The sequence below is a fragment of the Janthinobacterium sp. BCJ23 genome, assembly GCF_059617945.1.
The window spans coordinates 443,572-460,188 of the sequence record NZ_JCAQAW010000001.1; the positions used below are offsets into that span (position 1 = coordinate 443,572).

Annotated in this window: 17 protein-coding genes; 5 read left to right on the forward strand and 12 right to left on the reverse strand. The window is 59.2% G+C overall.

Translation table 11 applies throughout. The features are described from left to right. The first annotated feature begins 33 nt into the window (after window positions 1-33). Window positions 34-813, forward strand: a complete 780-nt coding sequence (locus tag AC54AG_RS01990) for an IclR family transcriptional regulator (RefSeq protein WP_034747499.1) — start codon at window positions 34-36, stop codon at window positions 811-813. Between the two features lie 32 nt (window positions 814-845). On the opposite strand, the gene pbpG is transcribed toward AC54AG_RS01990, so the two are convergent. The 3 genes from pbpG to AC54AG_RS02005 form a co-directional block, all read right to left on the reverse strand. Beyond that, entirely contained in the window at window positions 846-1,919 is a 1,074-nt protein-coding gene (gene pbpG / locus AC54AG_RS01995; RefSeq protein WP_034747497.1) for a D-alanyl-D-alanine endopeptidase, read from the reverse strand. A gap of 175 nt (window positions 1,920-2,094) precedes the next feature. Next, window positions 2,095-2,814, reverse strand: coding sequence for a nitroreductase (locus tag AC54AG_RS02000; protein WP_496629369.1), 720 nt, complete (start codon window positions 2,812-2,814; stop codon window positions 2,095-2,097). A gap of 21 nt (window positions 2,815-2,835) precedes the next feature. Beyond that, the gene (locus AC54AG_RS02005; protein WP_319990901.1) at window positions 2,836-3,753 is read right to left on the reverse strand and encodes a DMT family transporter; all 918 of its coding nucleotides are present in this window, start codon (window positions 3,751-3,753) and stop codon (window positions 2,836-2,838) included. 351 nt (window positions 3,754-4,104) lie between these two features. Between AC54AG_RS02005 and AC54AG_RS02010 the strand changes: the two genes are divergently transcribed. Further along, complete coding sequence (locus AC54AG_RS02010) at window positions 4,105-4,671, forward strand: phasin family protein (protein WP_331776890.1); 567 nt, start codon at window positions 4,105-4,107, stop codon at window positions 4,669-4,671. A 115-nt stretch (window positions 4,672-4,786) separates the two neighbouring features. On the opposite strand, the gene AC54AG_RS02015 is transcribed toward AC54AG_RS02010, so the two are convergent. The 7 genes from AC54AG_RS02015 to AC54AG_RS02045 all read right to left on the reverse strand — a co-directional run bounded on the left by AC54AG_RS02015 (window position 4,787) and on the right by AC54AG_RS02045 (window position 12,177). Next, complete coding sequence (locus AC54AG_RS02015) at window positions 4,787-5,509, reverse strand: ABC transporter ATP-binding protein (protein ID WP_331777336.1); 723 nt, start codon at window positions 5,507-5,509, stop codon at window positions 4,787-4,789. 11 nt (window positions 5,510-5,520) lie between these two features. After that, window positions 5,521-6,294 (reverse strand): ABC transporter ATP-binding protein, encoded by a 774-nt coding sequence (locus AC54AG_RS02020; protein WP_034747484.1) that lies wholly within the window; start codon window positions 6,292-6,294, stop codon window positions 5,521-5,523. Between the two features lie 12 nt (window positions 6,295-6,306). Next, window positions 6,307-7,524 carry an ABC transporter permease subunit gene (locus tag AC54AG_RS02025; RefSeq protein ID WP_034747480.1) on the reverse strand — a complete coding sequence of 406 codons (1,218 nt, stop codon included), beginning with the start codon at window positions 7,522-7,524 and terminating at the stop codon, window positions 6,307-6,309. A 22-nt stretch (window positions 7,525-7,546) separates the two neighbouring features. Then, on the reverse strand, window positions 7,547-8,476 hold the full coding sequence (locus tag AC54AG_RS02030; RefSeq protein ID WP_034747477.1) for a branched-chain amino acid ABC transporter permease: 930 nt from the start codon (window positions 8,474-8,476) through the stop codon (window positions 7,547-7,549). Window positions 8,477-8,771: 295 nt separating this feature from the next. Further along, entirely contained in the window at window positions 8,772-9,719 is a 948-nt protein-coding gene (gene ispH / locus AC54AG_RS02035; RefSeq protein WP_034747471.1) for a 4-hydroxy-3-methylbut-2-enyl diphosphate reductase, read from the reverse strand. Window positions 9,720-9,728: 9 nt separating this feature from the next. Continuing rightward, window positions 9,729-10,184, reverse strand: a complete 456-nt coding sequence (locus AC54AG_RS02040) for an FKBP-type peptidyl-prolyl cis-trans isomerase (protein WP_034747468.1) — start codon at window positions 10,182-10,184, stop codon at window positions 9,729-9,731. A gap of 118 nt (window positions 10,185-10,302) precedes the next feature. After that, complete coding sequence (locus AC54AG_RS02045; protein WP_496629370.1) at window positions 10,303-12,177, reverse strand: LamG-like jellyroll fold domain-containing protein; 1,875 nt, start codon at window positions 12,175-12,177, stop codon at window positions 10,303-10,305. A gap of 245 nt (window positions 12,178-12,422) precedes the next feature. On the opposite strand from AC54AG_RS02045, the gene radC reads away from it, so the two are divergent. From radC to rpmG, 3 genes are all read left to right on the forward strand, one after another. After that, complete coding sequence (gene radC / locus AC54AG_RS02050) at window positions 12,423-13,097, forward strand: RadC family protein (RefSeq protein ID WP_070301434.1); 675 nt, start codon at window positions 12,423-12,425, stop codon at window positions 13,095-13,097. A gap of 247 nt (window positions 13,098-13,344) precedes the next feature. Then, window positions 13,345-13,581, forward strand: a complete 237-nt coding sequence (gene rpmB, locus AC54AG_RS02055) for a 50S ribosomal protein L28 (protein WP_010400928.1) — start codon at window positions 13,345-13,347, stop codon at window positions 13,579-13,581. Between the two features lie 22 nt (window positions 13,582-13,603). Further along, window positions 13,604-13,771 carry a 50S ribosomal protein L33 gene (gene rpmG, locus AC54AG_RS02060; protein ID WP_010400929.1) on the forward strand — a complete coding sequence of 56 codons (168 nt, stop codon included), beginning with the start codon at window positions 13,604-13,606 and terminating at the stop codon, window positions 13,769-13,771. Window positions 13,772-13,910: 139 nt separating this feature from the next. On the opposite strand, the gene AC54AG_RS02065 is transcribed toward rpmG, so the two are convergent. Continuing rightward, on the reverse strand, window positions 13,911-15,119 hold the full coding sequence (locus AC54AG_RS02065; RefSeq protein WP_496629371.1) for a DesA family fatty acid desaturase: 1,209 nt from the start codon (window positions 15,117-15,119) through the stop codon (window positions 13,911-13,913). A gap of 133 nt (window positions 15,120-15,252) precedes the next feature. After that, window positions 15,253-16,611 carry a mechanosensitive ion channel family protein gene (locus tag AC54AG_RS02070; RefSeq protein WP_072455487.1) on the reverse strand — a complete coding sequence of 453 codons (1,359 nt, stop codon included), beginning with the start codon at window positions 16,609-16,611 and terminating at the stop codon, window positions 15,253-15,255. Window positions 16,612-16,617 lie beyond the last annotated feature (6 nt).

A 16,617-nucleotide genomic window follows, 5' to 3' on the forward strand; every position in this document is an offset into this window, starting at 1 on the left:
GAAGGATGAATACTGCATTGCACCAAATCCATCATGAAAATTGAACCGGTCGCTGCCCCGAAGACGACGATCCAGGTCATCGAACGCATGGTCGCCCTGCTCGATGCCCTGGCCAAATATTCCGACCCGGTCAGCCTGAAGGAATTGTCCAAAGTATCGGGCCTGCACCCCTCGACGGCGCACCGCATCCTCAACGACATGGTGCTGACGCGCTTTGTCGACCGCATCGAACCGGGCACGTACCGGCTGGGCATGCGCCTGTTGGAACTGGGCAATGTGGTGAAAAGCCGCCTCAGCGTGCGCGAAGCGGCGCTGGACTTCATGCGCCAGTTGCACAAGAAAACCCAGCAAACGATCAACCTGTCCGTGCGCCAGGGCGACGAGATCGTCTACATCGACCGTGCCTTTTCCGAACGCTCGGGCATGCAGGTGGTGCGCGCCATCGGCGGCCGCGGCCCGCTGCACCTGACCTCGACCGGCAAGCTGTTCCTCTCCGTGGACGAGCCGAAAGCCATCCGCGCGTACGCCACGCGCACGGGCCTGGCCGGACACAACAAGAATTCCATCACGGATCTGCAAAAGCTTGAGCGCGAACTGAGCCTGGTGCGCGAGCGCGGCTATGCGCGCGACAATGAAGAGCTGGAACTGGGCGTGCGCTGCATGGCCGCCGGCATCCGCGACGATACAGGCAAGCTGATCGCCGGCCTGTCGATCTCGGCGCCAGCCGACCGCCTGCAGGATGAGTGGCTGGTGGACCTGGTGGAAACGGCGAACCAGATTTCAGTGACTTTGGGTTTTATACCCCAAGACTAAAGAAGCAGGGCAGCAACGCTGCCCTGTTTCTTTTAGCCGCCTGGCAGGCTCATGTTGGCAGGTTTCAATGCCTCCAGCCACTTGCGCATGCGGCCCGCATCGGCCGTGCGCGACTGTTTTCCCTTGGAATCGAGGAAGACCATGATCACGGCCCGTCCTTCGATGACAGCCTGCATCATCAGGCAACGTCCCGCCTCATTGATAAAGCCCGTCTTTTGCAAGCCGATTTCCCAGCCGGGATTCGCCACCAGGTGATTCGTATTGCCAAACTGCATGGGCTGGCCGCTGGCTTCGACGATGGCTTTCGGGTCCGTCGAGTACTCGCGCAACAGCGGATGGCGGAAGGCGGCCATGGCCAGCTTGCCCAGGTCGCGCGCGCTGGCCACGTTCATCTTCGACAAGCCGCTGGAATCGACGTAATGCGTATCCATCATGCCCAGCTGGCGCGCCTTGCTGTTCATCGCGTCGACAAACGCCGACAAGCCGCCCGGATAATTGCGGCCCAGCGCCGAGGCAGCACGGTTTTCCGAGCTCATCAAGGCGATGTGCAGCATATTGGCCCGCGTCAATTGCGAACCCACTTTCAGGCGCGAGCTGCTGAACTTGGCGCGGTCGACGTCCTCGTCCGTAATCGTCAGCAGTTCCTCCATGTCCTGATGCGCTTCGACGACCACCAGGCCCGTCATCATCTTGGTGATGGAGGCGATGGGCAGGGCCACATTCGAATTCTTTTCAAACAGCACTTCCGAATTGTTCTGGTCCAGCACCAGCGCCACGCTCGACTTGAGGTCGAGCGGATCGCGCGTGAGGTTCAGGCCCGCCAGGTCGCCCATGGTGGGCATCGGCGCGGCCATGGGCACGGCCACGCTGCTGATTTTTTGATAGATGACCTTGCGTTTGCCGCGCACCATGACAACCCGGCGCACGCTCTTTTCGCGCGGCGCGGCCGTCGCGCTCTTGCGCAGCACGACTTTGACTTTCTTGGTGTTCTGTTTCTTGGAGGCTGAGGATTTTCCGTTCGCTTCCTTGGCGTGCACGGCCGCAGCCGGCGCCAGTGCAAACAGCAGGGAAGCCAGGATACCCAGCGCAAGTTTAAACTTAGCCATTCGATAATTCCCCGTGAAGCTGTTGCCTTATTGCAGTGTAGCGAAATGCAGAGTATTCGCAAGCCTATTTAACAGTTAGGACAGTATTTATTGCAGTACTGAAATACAAATCGTTAGCGATCAGCAAACAAGCTCATCCTTGACGGCTATTTGCTGGTGCTCATCGCTGGCGTGTCTATTTGTCCATGACTTTAACAAAACCGGCCAGCGGCTCGCGTTCAGTGTTCAAGCGGTTCTCGACCTTGTCCGGGTCGGCATAGCCGAGGGCCATGCCGCACACCACCATTTCGCTGGCCGGCACGCCCAGCTCGTCACGGATGATGTCATGGTAGTGGATGAAGGCCGCTTGCGGGCACGTGTCGAGTCCCCGCGCGCGCGCCGCCAGCATGATATTTTGCAAGAACATGCCGTAGTCGAGCCAGGAACCCTGCTCCAGCACCCGTTCGATGGTAAAGATCAGCCCGACGGGCGCATCGAAAAACTGGAAATTGCGTCCATGCTGAGCCGCCATGCCGGCCGTGTCGCTCCGTTCCAGGCCCAGCAGCTGGTACAGGTCCAGGCCGATCTTGCGGCGGCGCTCGATGAACGGCGCCGTCCACTGGCGCGGGTAATAGATATACGACGCCGTGCGCGCGGGCGCATCGGGCGCCTTCGGTGCGGCATAGACGTCGAGGATGCGGCGCGACAGCCGCGCGCGCGCCTCGCCTGACAGCACATACACTTTCCACGGCTGCATGTTGGCGCCCGAAGGCGCGCGCGCCGCCACTTCCAGGATGCGCGCGATATCGTCCTGCGCCACCGGCGTGGGCAAAAAGGCGCGGATCGAACGGCGCGACAGGATGACGGCGTCGACGGCTTGCTGCGCTGACGGTGTTTCAGATGCTTGCTTGTTCACTGCCCTGCTCTCCCGCTATCTCTACTTCTTGACGACAAACACGACGCCGATCACGGCCACCAGCATGCCGGCGATGCCCAGCATATTGAACGCTTCGCCGAACATCAGCCAGGCCATCACGGCCGTCGTGGGCGGCGTCAGGTACAGCAAGCCCGTCACTTTCGTCGCGTCGCTGCGGCGGATCAGGGCGAACAGCAAAAAGATGGCGCCGATGGACAGCACGAGTACCGACCACAGCAAGGCACCGATGAAATTCGCCGTCCATTGCACATTGCTGAAATGCAGGTCCAGCCCTTCGTAATACAGGGCGAATGGCAAGACCACGACGATGGAGGCGGCAAACTGCACCACGGTGCCCGTGCGCAAGTCGAATTGCGGGCAGTGGCGTTTTTGGTACATGGTGCCGGCCGTCATCGACAGCAGCGCGAACACGCACAGCAGCACGCTTTCCACGGTCAGGCCCACGAGGTTGATCTTCGCATACACGACGAGGGCCACGCCCAGCAAGCCAAAGAACAGGCCCAGCCACTGGCGCGGGCGCACGGATTCGCCGATCAGCGGCGCGGCGCAGGCCGTCAGCACGGGCTGCATGCCCACGATCAGCGCGGACAGGCCGGCCGGCATGCCCAGCTTGATGGCGCACCAGACGCCAGCCAGGTAGCCGGCCTGCATCAGGATGCCGGCCACGGCGATCTGGCGGAACTGTCCCACGGGCCACGGTGCGCGCAACAGCAGCACGAGCGGCAACAGGATCACCAGCACGCCCAGGAAGCGCAGCAGCAAAAAGGTCAGCGGGGGCGCGTACGGCAGGCCGAACTTGGCCACGATAAAGCCTGTGCTCCATAACAATACGAAGAAGCCAGGCAAGGCCATCGGCGTCAGAGTGGTCAGAAGAGAGGCTTTGCCGCTGGCGCCAGCCGCGGCGGGAAGATTGGACATGGTATCAACTCGGGAAACAGGATCGGCACCGGGGCGCTGCGCCAGTACGGGAGGCAAAGTCTAGCATGCTGCGCCGCAATCGTCCCCGTAGCCGCCGGAAACGATAGTTTAGGCATAAACCATTGACACCCAGAAATCAAATATTTCTCTTTAGAAACAATGACTTTTGATCCAAATCTATTCAATTGTTGCATCGCACAAGAAACGCTTGACTTCGTTTTTTTTCACCGTAGAATAGGGTTTGTTGCGTTGCACAATTCTTGTTCAGCTTGAAAAATTTAGATTCACCTGCTTTCCCAAACGGTACACGCAGCATCAAATTAACCAGATTTCGATTTTTTGGAGATTTATATGTTTTCAATTCCTGAGCAATTTTCGTCCGCTACCAAAGCCAACCTGGAAGCCCAATTCGCCCTGTTCTCGTCGCTGACGGGCAAAGCCTTCGAAGGCATCGAAAAGATCGTCGAACTGAACCTGACCGCTGCCAAAGCGACCCTGGAAGAATCGACCGCCGCCGCCAAGCAATTGCTGTCGGCAAAAGATCCACAAGAATTCTTCTCGCTGAGCGCTGCTCAAGCCCAGCCTAGCGCCGAAAAAGCCATCGCTTACGGCCGTCACCTGGCTGCCATCACGTCGGGCACCCAAGCCGAATTCAGCAAAGCTGCTGAATCGCAAATCGCTGAAACCAACCGCAAAGTCCTGTCCCTGGTGGAAGAAGTCACCAAGAACGCGCCAGCTGGTTCGGAAAACGCCGTCGCCATCCTGAAAAGCGCCATCGGCAACGCCAATGCGGGCTACGAGCAATTCTCGAAAACCAGCAAGCAAACCGTCGAAGCTATCGAAGCGAACCTGACCTCGGCCGTGAACCAGTTCACGCAAGCAGCTGAAAAAGTCGTGCCACGCGCTGCCGCCAAGTAATTCTTGCGCGACCGCTACGGCGGTCCGCTGTACCTGCTCCTCCAGGCATCCATCCCGTACTTCCCCGACGGATGCCATTATGCCCCAGCCCAGCTGGGGCATTTTTTATGCGCGCTTACTCTCCCAGATACGCCGCCTTGACGCGCGGGTCGTCGAGCATGGCGGCCGCGTTGCCGCCCATGGTGACGAGGCCGGAATCCATCACATAGCCGCGGTGCGCCGCTTGCAGGGCCAAACGGGCATTCTGTTCGACCAACAAGATCGTGATGCCTTCGGACGACACCTTGCGGATCACCTCGAAGATTTTCTCGACCATGATGGGCGACAAGCCCATCGACGGCTCGTCGAGCAGCAGCAGCTTCGGATGGCTCATCAGGGCGCGCGCCATGGCCAGCATCTGCTGCTCGCCGCCCGACAAGGTGCCGGCCATCTGCGCCGCCCGTTCCTTGAGTCGTGGAAAGACGTCGAACCAGCGGGCGATATCGTCCTCGACACCGGCCTTGTCCATGCGCGTGTAAGCGCCCATCATGAGGTTTTCGCGGATCGACATGCGGGTAAATACGCCCCGCCCTTCCGGCACCATGGCCAGTTTCCTTTCCACCAGGTGGAACGATTTCGTGCCCTTGAGCGATTCGCCCAGGTAGCTGATCGTGCCTTCGACCTTGCAGGCCGGCAAAGTGCCCGTGATGGCTTTCAAGGTCGTCGTCTTGCCGGCGCCGTTCGCGCCGATCAGGGCGATCAGCTCGCCCTGGTTGACTTCCAGGTCGATGCCTTTCACGGCCTTGATGCCGCCGTAGGCCACGTGCAGACCCGATACCTTCAATATATTCTTGCTCAAGCCATCGTTACTCATGCGTGCGACCCTCCCAGATAAGCCTCGATGACGGCCGGGTTTTGTTGTATTTCGGCCGGCAAGCCTTCCGCGATGCGCTTGCCATACTCGAGCACGGTGATGCGGTCGCACAATCCCATCATCAGTTTCACGTCGTGCTCGATCAACAGCACGGTCTTGCCTTCAGCCTTGATTTTCACCAGCAACTCGCGCAGGGCCAGCTTTTCCGTCGCATTCATGCCCGCCGCCGGCTCGTCGAGCGCCAGCAGTTGCGGGTCCGTGGCCAGCGCGCGGGCGATTTCCAGGCGCCGCTGGTCGCCATACGACAAGAAGCGCGCCGTGCGGCTGGCGAACTGGGCGATGCCGACGAAGTCGAGCAACTCCATGGCCCGCTTGCGGATGGACGCCTCTTCCTCGCGCGCCGCCTTGTGGCGGAAGATGGCGCCGAACACGCCCTGATGCGAGCGCACATGGCGCCCCACCATGACGTTTTCCAGCGCCGTCATGTCGCCAAACAAACGGATGTTCTGGAAGGTGCGCGCAATGCCCGCCTTGGCCACCTTGTGCGGCGCGGATGGCGAATATGGTTTGCCGGCCAGCTCGAAAGTGCCCGTGTCGGGCTGGTACAGGCCCGTGATCACGTTGAAAAACGTCGTCTTGCCGGCGCCGTTCGGGCCGATCAAGCCATAGATTTGCCCTTGCCGGATGGTGATGCCCACGTCGGTGAGCGCTTGCAAGCCGCCAAAACGTTTATTCACGCCGGCAATATTGAGAATGATCTGTTCGCTCATGCTATCCCTCCCTTAAGCGGACACGACGCCGGTGGATTTGTTCGGCTGGTCGACGTCGTGGTCGGGCCGGTCTTCGTGCTTCGGCGATGGCCACAGGCCGGCAGGACGGTTGAGCATGATCAACACCATGGCCAGGCCATACAGCAACTGGCGCAGCACTTCCGCCTCGATCACCACGTGGCCGAACAGCGCCTGCTGGGCCGGTTCCACCACGTGGCGCAGCACTTCCGGTATCGAGGCGAGGATCACGCCGCCGAGGATCACGCCGGGGATATGGCCGATGCCGCCCAGCACCACCATGGCCAGCACGGCGATCGATTCCGTCAGGGAAAACGATTCCGGCGAGACAAAACCCTGGAACGAGGCAAACATGGCGCCCGCCACGCCGCCGAACGAGGCGCCCATGGAAAAGGCCAGCAATTTCACGTTGCGCGTATTGATGCCCATGGCCTTGGCGGCGATCTCGTCTTCGCGGATGGCGACCCAGGCGCGGCCCAGGCGCGAATGCTGCAGGCGCTTGGTGACGAACACGACGGCGATGCACAGGAAGAGGAACAAAAAGTAATAGGCGTTCACTGACGGCATGGAAAAACCGGCCACCGTCACGGTGCTGTTGGTGCCCGCCTCGCCCGCCAGGTTGACGCCGAAGATGCGGATCGGGTCGATCAGATTGATGCCTTGCGGCCCGTTCGTGAAATTGATCGGGTCGTTCAAGTTGTTCATGAAGATGCGGATGATCTCGCCAAAGCCCAGGGTCACGATGGCCAGGTAGTCGCCGCGCAGCTTCAAGGTGGGCGCGCCCAGCAGGGCGCCGAACAGGCCGGCAACAAAGGCGGCCAACGGCACGATGATCCAGATCGACAAATGGATGCCGTTCTCGCGGATTTCCGGCCCCATCAGCTGCACCAGGGTTTCGCCCAACACCGGATATTGATTCACCACCGATTCGAGCAGAATGGCGAACTGGGGCGACGCCAGCAAGGCCGTCAGGTAGGCGCCCACGGCGTAGAAGGCGATGTAGCCGAGGTCGAGCAGGCCGGCAAAGCCGACAACGATGTTCAAGCCCAGGGCCAGCATGATGTACAGCAAGGCCATGTCGATGATGCGTACCCACGAGTTGCCGAACTGGGCGGCAAAAAACGGGAACACCATCAGCAGCGCGGCCAGGCCCAGCATGCCGGCGTAGGCCTTGGCCGGATTCTTTTTTGCGTCGAAATCGAGTAGTGCCATGATTTAATCTCCCAGTTTCACATCAGGCACGGTCGGCCACACGTTCGCCCATGATGCCGGACGGGCGCAGGGTCAGCACGATGATCAGCACGACGAAGGCAAAGATATCCTGGTAGTGGCTGCCCAGGAAGCCGCCCGTGATGTCGCCGATATAGCCGGCGCCCAGGCTTTCGATAATGCCCAGCAAGATACCGCCCAGCATGGCGCCGTAGATATTACCGATGCCGCCCAGCACGGCCGCGCAGAAGGCCTTCAAGCCGGGGATGGCGCCCATGGAGAATTGAATGGAGGCATAGTTGGCGCCCCACATCACGCCGGCCACGGCCGCCAGCGCGGCGCCGATGGCAAAGGTGGCCACGATGACCTTGTCGGAATCGACGCCCATCAGCCCTGCCACGCGGGGGTTTTCCGCCGTGGCGCGCATGGCGCGGCCCATGCGGGTTTTTTCCACCAGCAACACCAGTCCGCCCATCGACAGCGCGGCCAGGGCCAGCAGCAACACTTGCGTTTGCGAAATCACGGCGCCGCCTATGTTGATGGGGTCGGTCGACAGCAATTGCGGGAAGGGCAAGGGATTGCGCGTCCAGATCATCATGGCGAAGGTTTGCAGCAGGATGGAGACGCCGATGGCGGTAATCAGGGGGGCGAGGCGGGGGGCGTTGCGCAGGCGGCGGTAGGCGACCCGCTCAATGATGATGTTCACCAGAATACAGATGGGTATGGCGCCGAGGATGGCGGTGGCCAGCTTCAGATAGCCGGGCCAATCGGGCACATAAATGCCCAGCAGCTTGAGGATGGTCAAGCCCACCATGGCCCCGATCATGAGCACGTCGCCGTGGGCGAAGTTGATCAGGTTCAACACGCCGTACACCATGGTGTAACCGAGGGCGACTAAGGCATACATGCTGCCCAACACCAAGCCGTTAATGATCTGCTGGATGAATGTATCCATGATTGCCCTATCAAATATGCATTTTTCGGGAACAACTTCCGCCAGAACATGCCGCTGATACAAAAACGGCACCGGAGGAAGAATTCCTGCAGTGCCATCCCTGGACCGTTCTCACCAGCATGGTGCACGCACTCAAAACGGGCGTGACCTTGCTTAGTCATAACGACAACATATTCAAGCTTGAGGCAATCATAACGATCTTTTGCAAAAACTAAGCTTGGAATAAATCAATCATTTCCGAATTAAATTCGGTTTTGAGGTAACTATTTCATCGATACTCAGCAGCCGTACAGCCTCAGGCGACGTCGCGCTTGATGCCGTCGAGGCCTTTCGGCATCGGGAACGTAACGGCTTCCTGCACGCCGTCAAGCGGGCGCACGCTCTTCACGCCGCACTCTTTCAAGCGGTCGATGACGGCCTGCACCAGCACCTCGGGCGCCGAGGCACCAGCCGTGACACCCACGCGCAGCTTGCCTTCCAGCCACGCCGGGTCGATCTGCGAGGCATTGTCGACCATGTAGGCAGGCGTGCCCATCTTGTCTGCCACTTCGCGCAGGCGGTTCGAATTCGAGCTGTTCGGGCTGCCCACGACGATCACCACTTCCACCAGCGGCGCCATGAATTTCACGGCTTCCTGGCGGTTCGTGGTGGCGTAGCAGATGTCGCCTTTTTTCGGCTCGGCGATATTCGGATATTTCGCTTTCAAAGCCGCAATAATGTCGCTGGTGTCGTCAACTGACAACGTTGTTTGCGAAACATAGGCCAGGCTCTCCGGATTGGCGACCTGCAATTTCGCCACATCGTCGAGCGTTTCCACCAGATGCATGCCCATATCGGCCTGGCCCATCGTGCCCTCGACCTCGGGATGGCCATCGTGGCCGATCATGATGATCTCGCGGCCTTCGCGGCGCATCTTGCCCACTTCCATGTGCACCTTGGTAACCAGCGGGCAAGTCGCATCAAAAATGCTCAGGCCGCGCGATTCCGCCTCGGCACGCACGGCTTTCGACACGCCGTGGGCGGAAAACACGAGCGTATTGCCGGCAGGCACGTCATCGAGGTCGTCGATGAAAATGGCGCCCTTGTTGCGCAAATCGGCCACCACATAGGCGTTATGGACGATTTCATGGCGCACATAGATCGGTGCGCCAAATTGCTGCAAGGCGCGTTCGACGATTTCAATCGCCCGGTCGACGCCAGCGCAAAAACCGCGGGGCTGGGCCAGTAACAGTTCTTTATCCATCGCTACTCCTTACAGGACCGAAATGAGCTTGACTTCAAAACGCAGCGGCTGGCCGGCCAGCGGATGGTTGAAGTCGAACAGGGCCGAATCGTCACGCAATTCGCGCAGCACACCGGCAAAGCGGCCGCCGCCCGGCGCGGCGAAGTCGACCAGGTCGCCGATCTTGTAGTCGGCGCCCGGCACGGAGTTTTCGTCCAGGGTAGCGCGCGAGACGGACTGCACCAGCTCGGGATTGCGCTCGCCAAAGCCTTCGCCCGCCGCCAGCTCGAACGTCTGGTGCGTGCCTTCAGGCAAGCCCAGCAGACGCTGCTCGAGGAATGGCGCCAGTTGGCCCTGTCCCAGCATCAAGGTCGCGGGATTGCCGCTGAAGGTCGTGACAATGTCAGTACCGTCAACAGTAGCAAGACGATAATGCAGGGTGAGGTAAGCCGCTTCGGTGACGACTGCTGGTTGCTCGTTGGACATAGTAGTTTTCAAGTAACTGGTGCAAAACGATATTGTAAGCCACCCTGAGCCAGCGCGCCCCATGCCATCTCGGCGCGGCCATGCTTTTGTCAAAAAACATGACCGCGCGCCCTGTCACTTATCCGACGTTGACGTACACCAACTGGCCAGGCGTGCTCGCATGATTGCCGAAGCCCGAGCTGTCTTCCAGGTTGCCGTCGAGCTTCCAGCGCCCCACAGGCCGGTGCACGATGCCGTACTGGCCATAGTCATACACTTCCTTGGGCGTCAGCACGCGGTCGTACAGGATAACGTCCGACAACTGCCAGGCGGGCGTGCCCTGCTCCAGCGCATTGACGGCACGACCGATCACCAAGGGTGTGCCCGCAGCGTTCACGAATGGCTGCGCCATTTTGTTCCCCTGGTACATGAGAAAATCGTCGACGTATAGGCTGATGGAACCATCATGCTTGACGGTGTAAGTGCAGCGCAGCCAGCGGTCAGTGACATCCACCTTCGCACCGTGGCCATTGCTGTTCGAGCTCACGGCATTTCCTCCCCATAACTGGAGGTAGGTGCTCAGATTGTTCTGCGTAGTAATAAACTTTTGCAGCAGCGCCCAGCCTTTGCTATTCGATTGGCGCTTGATGAACGCTTGATCAACGTCCTTGGTCGAGGTTACAGCCTGCTGCCGGATACAATACGACAGTGAAAAATCCGCACTCTCGTAGCGCACGGACGAAGGCACGGTGAGCATCAGGCCAGGCTGGAACTGCAAGGTCTTCGTCACGCCGAAACACGGCTTGGGCGGTGCAGGGCGGATGGCGTCGTCGCCGCGCAAGGCGTTCCAGACAGGCTCGCGTTCGTTAGTATGCGTCGGCGTCTGCACCAGGTTCATTTCGCCGACCTCCATGGCTTTGCCCGCATTCCAGGCCCAGTAACATGCCAGTTGCACACCCGTACGGCGTATGGCGCTCAGCAATGCGTGCAAATTGTCCTGCCGTTCGGTATCTTGCAAGGCCCTTTCTTGCTTTTTAGACAGGCAAAAGCTGCCAAGGTAATACGGTTTGCCTAATTTCTCGGCCGCGCGCTGCATCACTTGCAAATAAGCGAGCGAAGACGAAACGAAGTCGGATGGCAAATCCGCGCCCTCAAGCAGGCCACTGCTGACATATTCGTTACCCGGGAACAGGTTTTCGCACAGACAGTCGACCGGATCCGGATTCATGAATGGCAGGGTTTCCTCAACATATTGCTGCAAGGAGCCTTGACGGGGCGAGGTATGGGCAATGCCCGCATTGCCGGACGAAATCATGCGGGCCAGGGTATCGTTGTCGCGCAGCAATTGCGCCGTTTCCTGGATGATTTCCCGCGTCGAATTCAAGTCTATCTTCGCCCCGGCCATCAGTTCCTGCGCAGCCATCCACGCGGCGATGCCGGCGTGGTTGCTGTAGCGCTGCGCAAACGCCTGGGCAAAGGCACGCATATAGTGGCGTGTTTTCGATTGAGGATTGATCAGTGCGGCGCGCGCGATTACATCGTGCTCGGTTCGTGTAGCGCCCGCCTCCCCCACCAACTCCGGCACGGCATAGGGATTCCAGAACGGACAGGCAATGATGCCGATGCCGTTGGCCAGCGCACAGTCGAGCAGCGCCTTCACCGCAGCCCAGTATGTATCGTTGATTCCCAGGTCCACGACCGTGTTGTCGTCGGCAAATTTTGGCTTGCCGACAACGTAGTCCCACACCTGATAGCCGGTGCCGTCGGCCATTGTGCCGTTAAATGGCGCCATCATCACCTGGATGTACTTGAAACCATTGGCGGCGAGATAGGGAAAATCGGCCGGGTAATCGGGGTTGCTGTCATTCGTCGTCGTGGCTGCGGCTACGGCGCTCCAGGTGCGGCGCTCCAGGTACGCGTGCGAATTGAGGCCGATGCCGCTGACCTTGCCCGTGTTGACGCCGGCGGCGTTGAACTCTTGCATGACTCCATTGATAACTTTGATGTACGGCATGACTGCTCCTGTAAAACAAGTGGAAGACATTGAGTTCAGGGCCCTGACTCCCCGTCGCTGCAACTTGCATGGAATGCAACGACAGGCAAATGATAGCGCCTGAAAATACCCGCTCCGGGCATCTTGGCTTTTGTTTTTTTAGCACGACCTGACATAAAGACGAGCTAGCGCAGCATGGCCGCCCGGGGAAGGCGCGACAATCATCGGCAGGCGCCACGACCAGCTGGGCGCACCGGGGAGGCAACATGGGCATCAAGGATTGGCCAGCCGGCGAACGGCCGCGCGAACGCCTGATCGAGGATGGCGCACAATCGCTGTCGGACGCTGAATTGCTGGCCGTCTTCCTGCGCACTGGCGTGCGCGGCAAGAGCGCCGTGGAGCTGGCGCGCGATACGGTCGAGCACTTCGGCTCCTTGCGGGGCCTGTTTGGCGCCAGCCTCGTGAGTTTTTCCGCCGTGCATGGCATGGGCAGCGCCAAGTTCGCCCAGTTGCAAGCCGTGCTGGAACTGGCGCGGCGCGCCATCATCGAGGACTTGCAGGCGGGCCAGGCCCTCAATTCACCGCACGCCGTCAAAGACTATTTACGCCTGACTCTGGGCAACCTGGCGCATGAAGCGTTTCACGTGTTGTTTTTGGACGTCAAGAACCGGCTGATCACGACCCAGGAAATGTTTCGCGGCACCCTCACCCACACCAGCGTGTATCCGCGCGAAGTGGTCAAGCAGGCACTGCTGCACAACGCGGCCAGCGTCATGCTCGCGCACAACCACCCATCCGGCACACCCGAGCCCAGCGAATCGGATCTGCTGCTGACGCGCGCGCTGGTGCAAGCCTTGTCGCTGGTGGATGTGCGCATCCTCGACCATTTCGTCGTGGCCGGGCGCCAAGTGCATTCGTTTGCGGAACATGGGCAAATCTAGGCCAGAGCCCGCTCCACCGCAGTTAACCATGTGTAAACAAGGACATACGTGACAAGGGCAGCAGGCTTGTCTAACAGTAAACAGCGCTGTTTACCAGTGCTTTTCCCTATGAGGAAGGGTAAAAGTCAAATTGTTAAATTATTTCAATACAACATGACACAATTGTTTTTCGCAAGTCATTGATAAATCTGCTTATTTTGGATATACTCTCGTTTTTCCAATTTGGAATATCTTTAAGGAGTGCGCCATGGCACGTGTTTGCCAAGTCACTGGGAAGAAGCCGATGGTCGGCAACAATGTTTCCCATGCAAACAACAAAACCAAACGTCGTTTTTTGCCTAACTTGCAGAATCGTCGTATTTTTGTTGAATCTGAAAACCGCTGGGTCTCCCTGCGTTTGTCCAACGCCGGTCTGCGCGTCATCGATAAAGTCGGCATCGACGCCGTATTGGTCGATATGCGCGCTCGTGGCGAAAAAGTCTAATTAGCAGAATAAGGGAGCTATCATGGCAAAATCAGGCCGCGACAAAATCAAGTTAGAATCGACCGCCGGTACGGGTCACTTCTACACGACTACCAAAAACAAGCGTACGACGCCTGCGAAAATGGAGATCATGAAATTCGATCCTAAAGCACGCAAGCACGTAACGTACAAAGAAACCAAAATCAAGTAATTGATATTGTGTTCTGTAAAAAGAGCCGCTCCGATGAGCGGTTTTTTTTCGCCCTGATTTTCGACCGACTCTCTTCACCTTTGTCGCGACGAAAAAAAAGCCCTGGAAACCAGGGCCTTTATCTGCTGCCGCAGCTTACCTATGCATAGCTGCGCAGGCGCAAGGAAAAGTCTTGCAGCGACTTGATGCCCGACGCTTCGGCGCGCGTGCACCAGTCTTGCAGCTTTTGCAGCAATTGCTCGCGCGTAAAGTGCGAGCGCTCCCAGATGGCGCCCAGCTCCACGCGCATGTGGTGCATGGTTTCCAGCGCCTTGCTGTGCTGGAACAGTTCCGACAGCTGCTCGTGATGCGCATCGGCCAGCTTGCCCGGTTCGCGCTGCATCAGCTTGCGCGACGATTTCAGGAAGCGTTTTTCCAGCTCGGCCTTGTGTTTCAGGTGTTCCAGCTCTTCCTTCCAGGCATGCTTGATCGATTTTGCATACTTGGCCATCACGTCGTAGCGGTTGGCGATGACGGACTGCAAGGTCTCGAAGTCCGCTTCCAGCTTGCCGTGCGAGAACTTCGGTTCCGGCGCCAGTTTTTTCACCTTGGCCAGGCCCAGCATTTCCAGCGCGCGGATATACGCCCAGCCGATATCGATTTCATACCATTTTGACGACAGCTTGGCCGACGTCGCATACGTATGGTGGTTGTTGTGCAACTCTTCGCCGCCGATCAAAATGCCGAAGGGAATGATATTGGTGGCCGCGTCGGCGCAGTCGTAGTTGCGGTAGCCCCAGTAGTGGCCGATGCCGTTGATGATGCCTGCCGCCGTGATCGGGATCCACATCATTTGCACGGCCCACACGGAAATGCCGATCACGCCGAACAGGGCGAAGTTCAGGAAGAACAGGATGACCACGCCCAACCAGCTGTATTTGGTGTACAGATTGCACTCGATCCAGTCCGCCGGCGTGCCGTGGCCATACTTGGCCATGGTTTCCATGTTCTTCGATTCAGCGCGGTACAGCTCGGCGCCTTCCCAGAACACTTTCTTGATGCCGCGCGTCACGGGGCTGTGCGGATCTTCTTCCGTATCACACTTGGCATGGTGCTTGCGGTGGATGGCGGCCCACTCCTTGGTGACCTGGCCCGTCGTCAGCCACAGCCAGAAACGGAAGAAATGGCTGGGCAGCGCATGCAATTCCAGCGCCCGATGGGCCTGATGGCGGTGCAGGTAAATCGTGACGCTGGCGATCGTGATGTGGGTGACCACCATGGTGTACAGGAAAACTTGCCATGCGGACAGATCGGTAATGCCAGTTGCCATGAACTGCAAAACGTCGTGTAAAACGGAACTCAATGTCATTACTACTACTCCAAGTGGACAGGGCGTGCGCACGGTCGCTCCAGTGACTCTGGAGGTCCGGCAGAGTTAATTTTAGGCGTGATTGTACGCCCTAATGGGTGCTATCAGGCAAAATCGGAGGCAGGCAGCGAGGTTAAGGCTGGGTGCCGGATGGCGCGGACTCACCGTCTGCCGCGCTGGCGAGCGGGGCAGGAGGCGTACCAACAATACGCAATTCGCGTTGCGGAAACGGTACAGTGACCTTATGTTCCTGCAAGGTGCGCCAGATGGCGCGGTTCACATTCGACTTCACGCCGCCCGTGCCGTTTTCCGGATCCGCGATCCAGAAGCCGATCTGCACATCGAGGCCGTCGGCGCCGAAACGCACGAGGGTAGCCGATGGCGGATTGCTTTGCGACACACGCGGCACCTTGGCGGTCGCCTCTTCCAGCAAGGGGAAGATGACGTCCAGGTCCGTTTCGTAACCCACCGACACGGCCGTCGACAGCCAGACCATGCGGTTGCTCAGCGACATGTTCTGCACGCCGCCGGAAATCAGCATTTCATTGGGCACGATGGATTCAACCCCATCGCCACCCAATAACACAGTATAGCGCGTATTGATCTGCGTGACCTTGCCCGTAAATTGACCGACCGTGATCATGTCGCCGATGGTAAGGCTGCGGTCGAGCAGGATGATGAAACCGGAGACGAAGTTCGCGGCGATCTTTTGCAAGCCAAAGCCCAGCGCCACGCCGAAGGCGCCGCCAAACACGGACAGCACCGTCAGGTCGATGCCCACCAGCGACAGGCTGACCAGCACGGAAACAAGGATCAGCACGGCGCGGCCCATGCGCGACAGCACCACGCGCAAGGAGGTGTGCAGGCCCTGCATTTTCATCAGGCGCTCGTCGAGCGAAGTGCCGGCCCACATGGCCAGCACCAGCAGCACGGCTACGGAAATAGCGGCTTGCAAGATGGCAGCCACGGACACCTTGTTGCGTCCCAGCGGCACGACGATGCTTTCCAGGAAGGTATGCAGCTCCGGCCACAGGCCTGTGATGTACAGGGCCATGCCGGCCCATACAACGACCGTGAAGATCTTTTCCAGCAGCAACATGGTGGGGCTGATATCGCCATGACGGGCAAAAATGCGGCGCAGCACATAAAAACCGAAGCGCACCAGCGCCATCGACGTGCACAGGGGGATGGCGATGCTGAGCAGATTCACTGACTGGAACTTGGCCAGGAAATGCTGCGCAATGCCCAGCAGCATGGCCGCCAGCACGGGCGTCAGGATGCGGATAAAGCTATCGGTGCGCTGCAGGGTTTCCGGCGTGGCCGGCGTGGCGGCCGCCTCGGCCCGCTGGTGCAGGAACACGCGCAACTGCCGCACCAGCAGCCAGCTCAGGGCCAGGCAGGCAACGATGACCAGCGCCTGCCACAGGATGGCCGGTTGACGGAAATCGTCGACAAAGTCAGTGATCAGGTTGAGCAGCGGGGTTTCATTCATGGCGGA

What these genes read in the sequence shown, in the direction of transcription:
- rpmG (WP_010400929.1), top strand. Translation starts at nt 13,604, where the DNA reads ATGGCAAAATCAGGCCGCGACAAAATCAAGTTAGAATCGACCGCCGGT.
- AC54AG_RS02070 (WP_072455487.1), bottom strand. Translation starts at nt 16,611, where the DNA reads ATGAATGAAACCCCGCTGCTCAACCTGATCACTGACTTTGTCGACGAT.
- AC54AG_RS02040 (WP_034747468.1), bottom strand. Translation starts at nt 10,184, where the DNA reads ATGTCCAACGAGCAACCAGCAGTCGTCACCGAAGCGGCTTACCTCACC.
- AC54AG_RS02005 (WP_319990901.1), bottom strand. Translation starts at nt 3,753, where the DNA reads ATGTCCAATCTTCCCGCCGCGGCTGGCGCCAGCGGCAAAGCCTCTCTT.
- AC54AG_RS02025 (WP_034747480.1), bottom strand. Translation starts at nt 7,524, where the DNA reads ATGGCACTACTCGATTTCGACGCAAAAAAGAATCCGGCCAAGGCCTAC.
- AC54AG_RS02030 (WP_034747477.1), bottom strand. Translation starts at nt 8,476, where the DNA reads ATGGATACATTCATCCAGCAGATCATTAACGGCTTGGTGTTGGGCAGC.
- AC54AG_RS02010 (WP_331776890.1), top strand. Translation starts at nt 4,105, where the DNA reads ATGTTTTCAATTCCTGAGCAATTTTCGTCCGCTACCAAAGCCAACCTG.
- AC54AG_RS02020 (WP_034747484.1), bottom strand. Translation starts at nt 6,294, where the DNA reads ATGAGCGAACAGATCATTCTCAATATTGCCGGCGTGAATAAACGTTTT.
- radC (WP_070301434.1), top strand. Translation starts at nt 12,423, where the DNA reads ATGGGCATCAAGGATTGGCCAGCCGGCGAACGGCCGCGCGAACGCCTG.
- AC54AG_RS01990 (WP_034747499.1), top strand. Translation starts at nt 34, where the DNA reads ATGAAAATTGAACCGGTCGCTGCCCCGAAGACGACGATCCAGGTCATC.
- pbpG (WP_034747497.1), bottom strand. Translation starts at nt 1,919, where the DNA reads ATGGCTAAGTTTAAACTTGCGCTGGGTATCCTGGCTTCCCTGCTGTTT.
- AC54AG_RS02045 (WP_496629370.1), bottom strand. Translation starts at nt 12,177, where the DNA reads ATGCCGTACATCAAAGTTATCAATGGAGTCATGCAAGAGTTCAACGCC.
- ispH (WP_034747471.1), bottom strand. Translation starts at nt 9,719, where the DNA reads ATGGATAAAGAACTGTTACTGGCCCAGCCCCGCGGTTTTTGCGCTGGC.
- AC54AG_RS02065 (WP_496629371.1), bottom strand. Translation starts at nt 15,119, where the DNA reads ATGACATTGAGTTCCGTTTTACACGACGTTTTGCAGTTCATGGCAACT.
- rpmB (WP_010400928.1), top strand. Translation starts at nt 13,345, where the DNA reads ATGGCACGTGTTTGCCAAGTCACTGGGAAGAAGCCGATGGTCGGCAAC.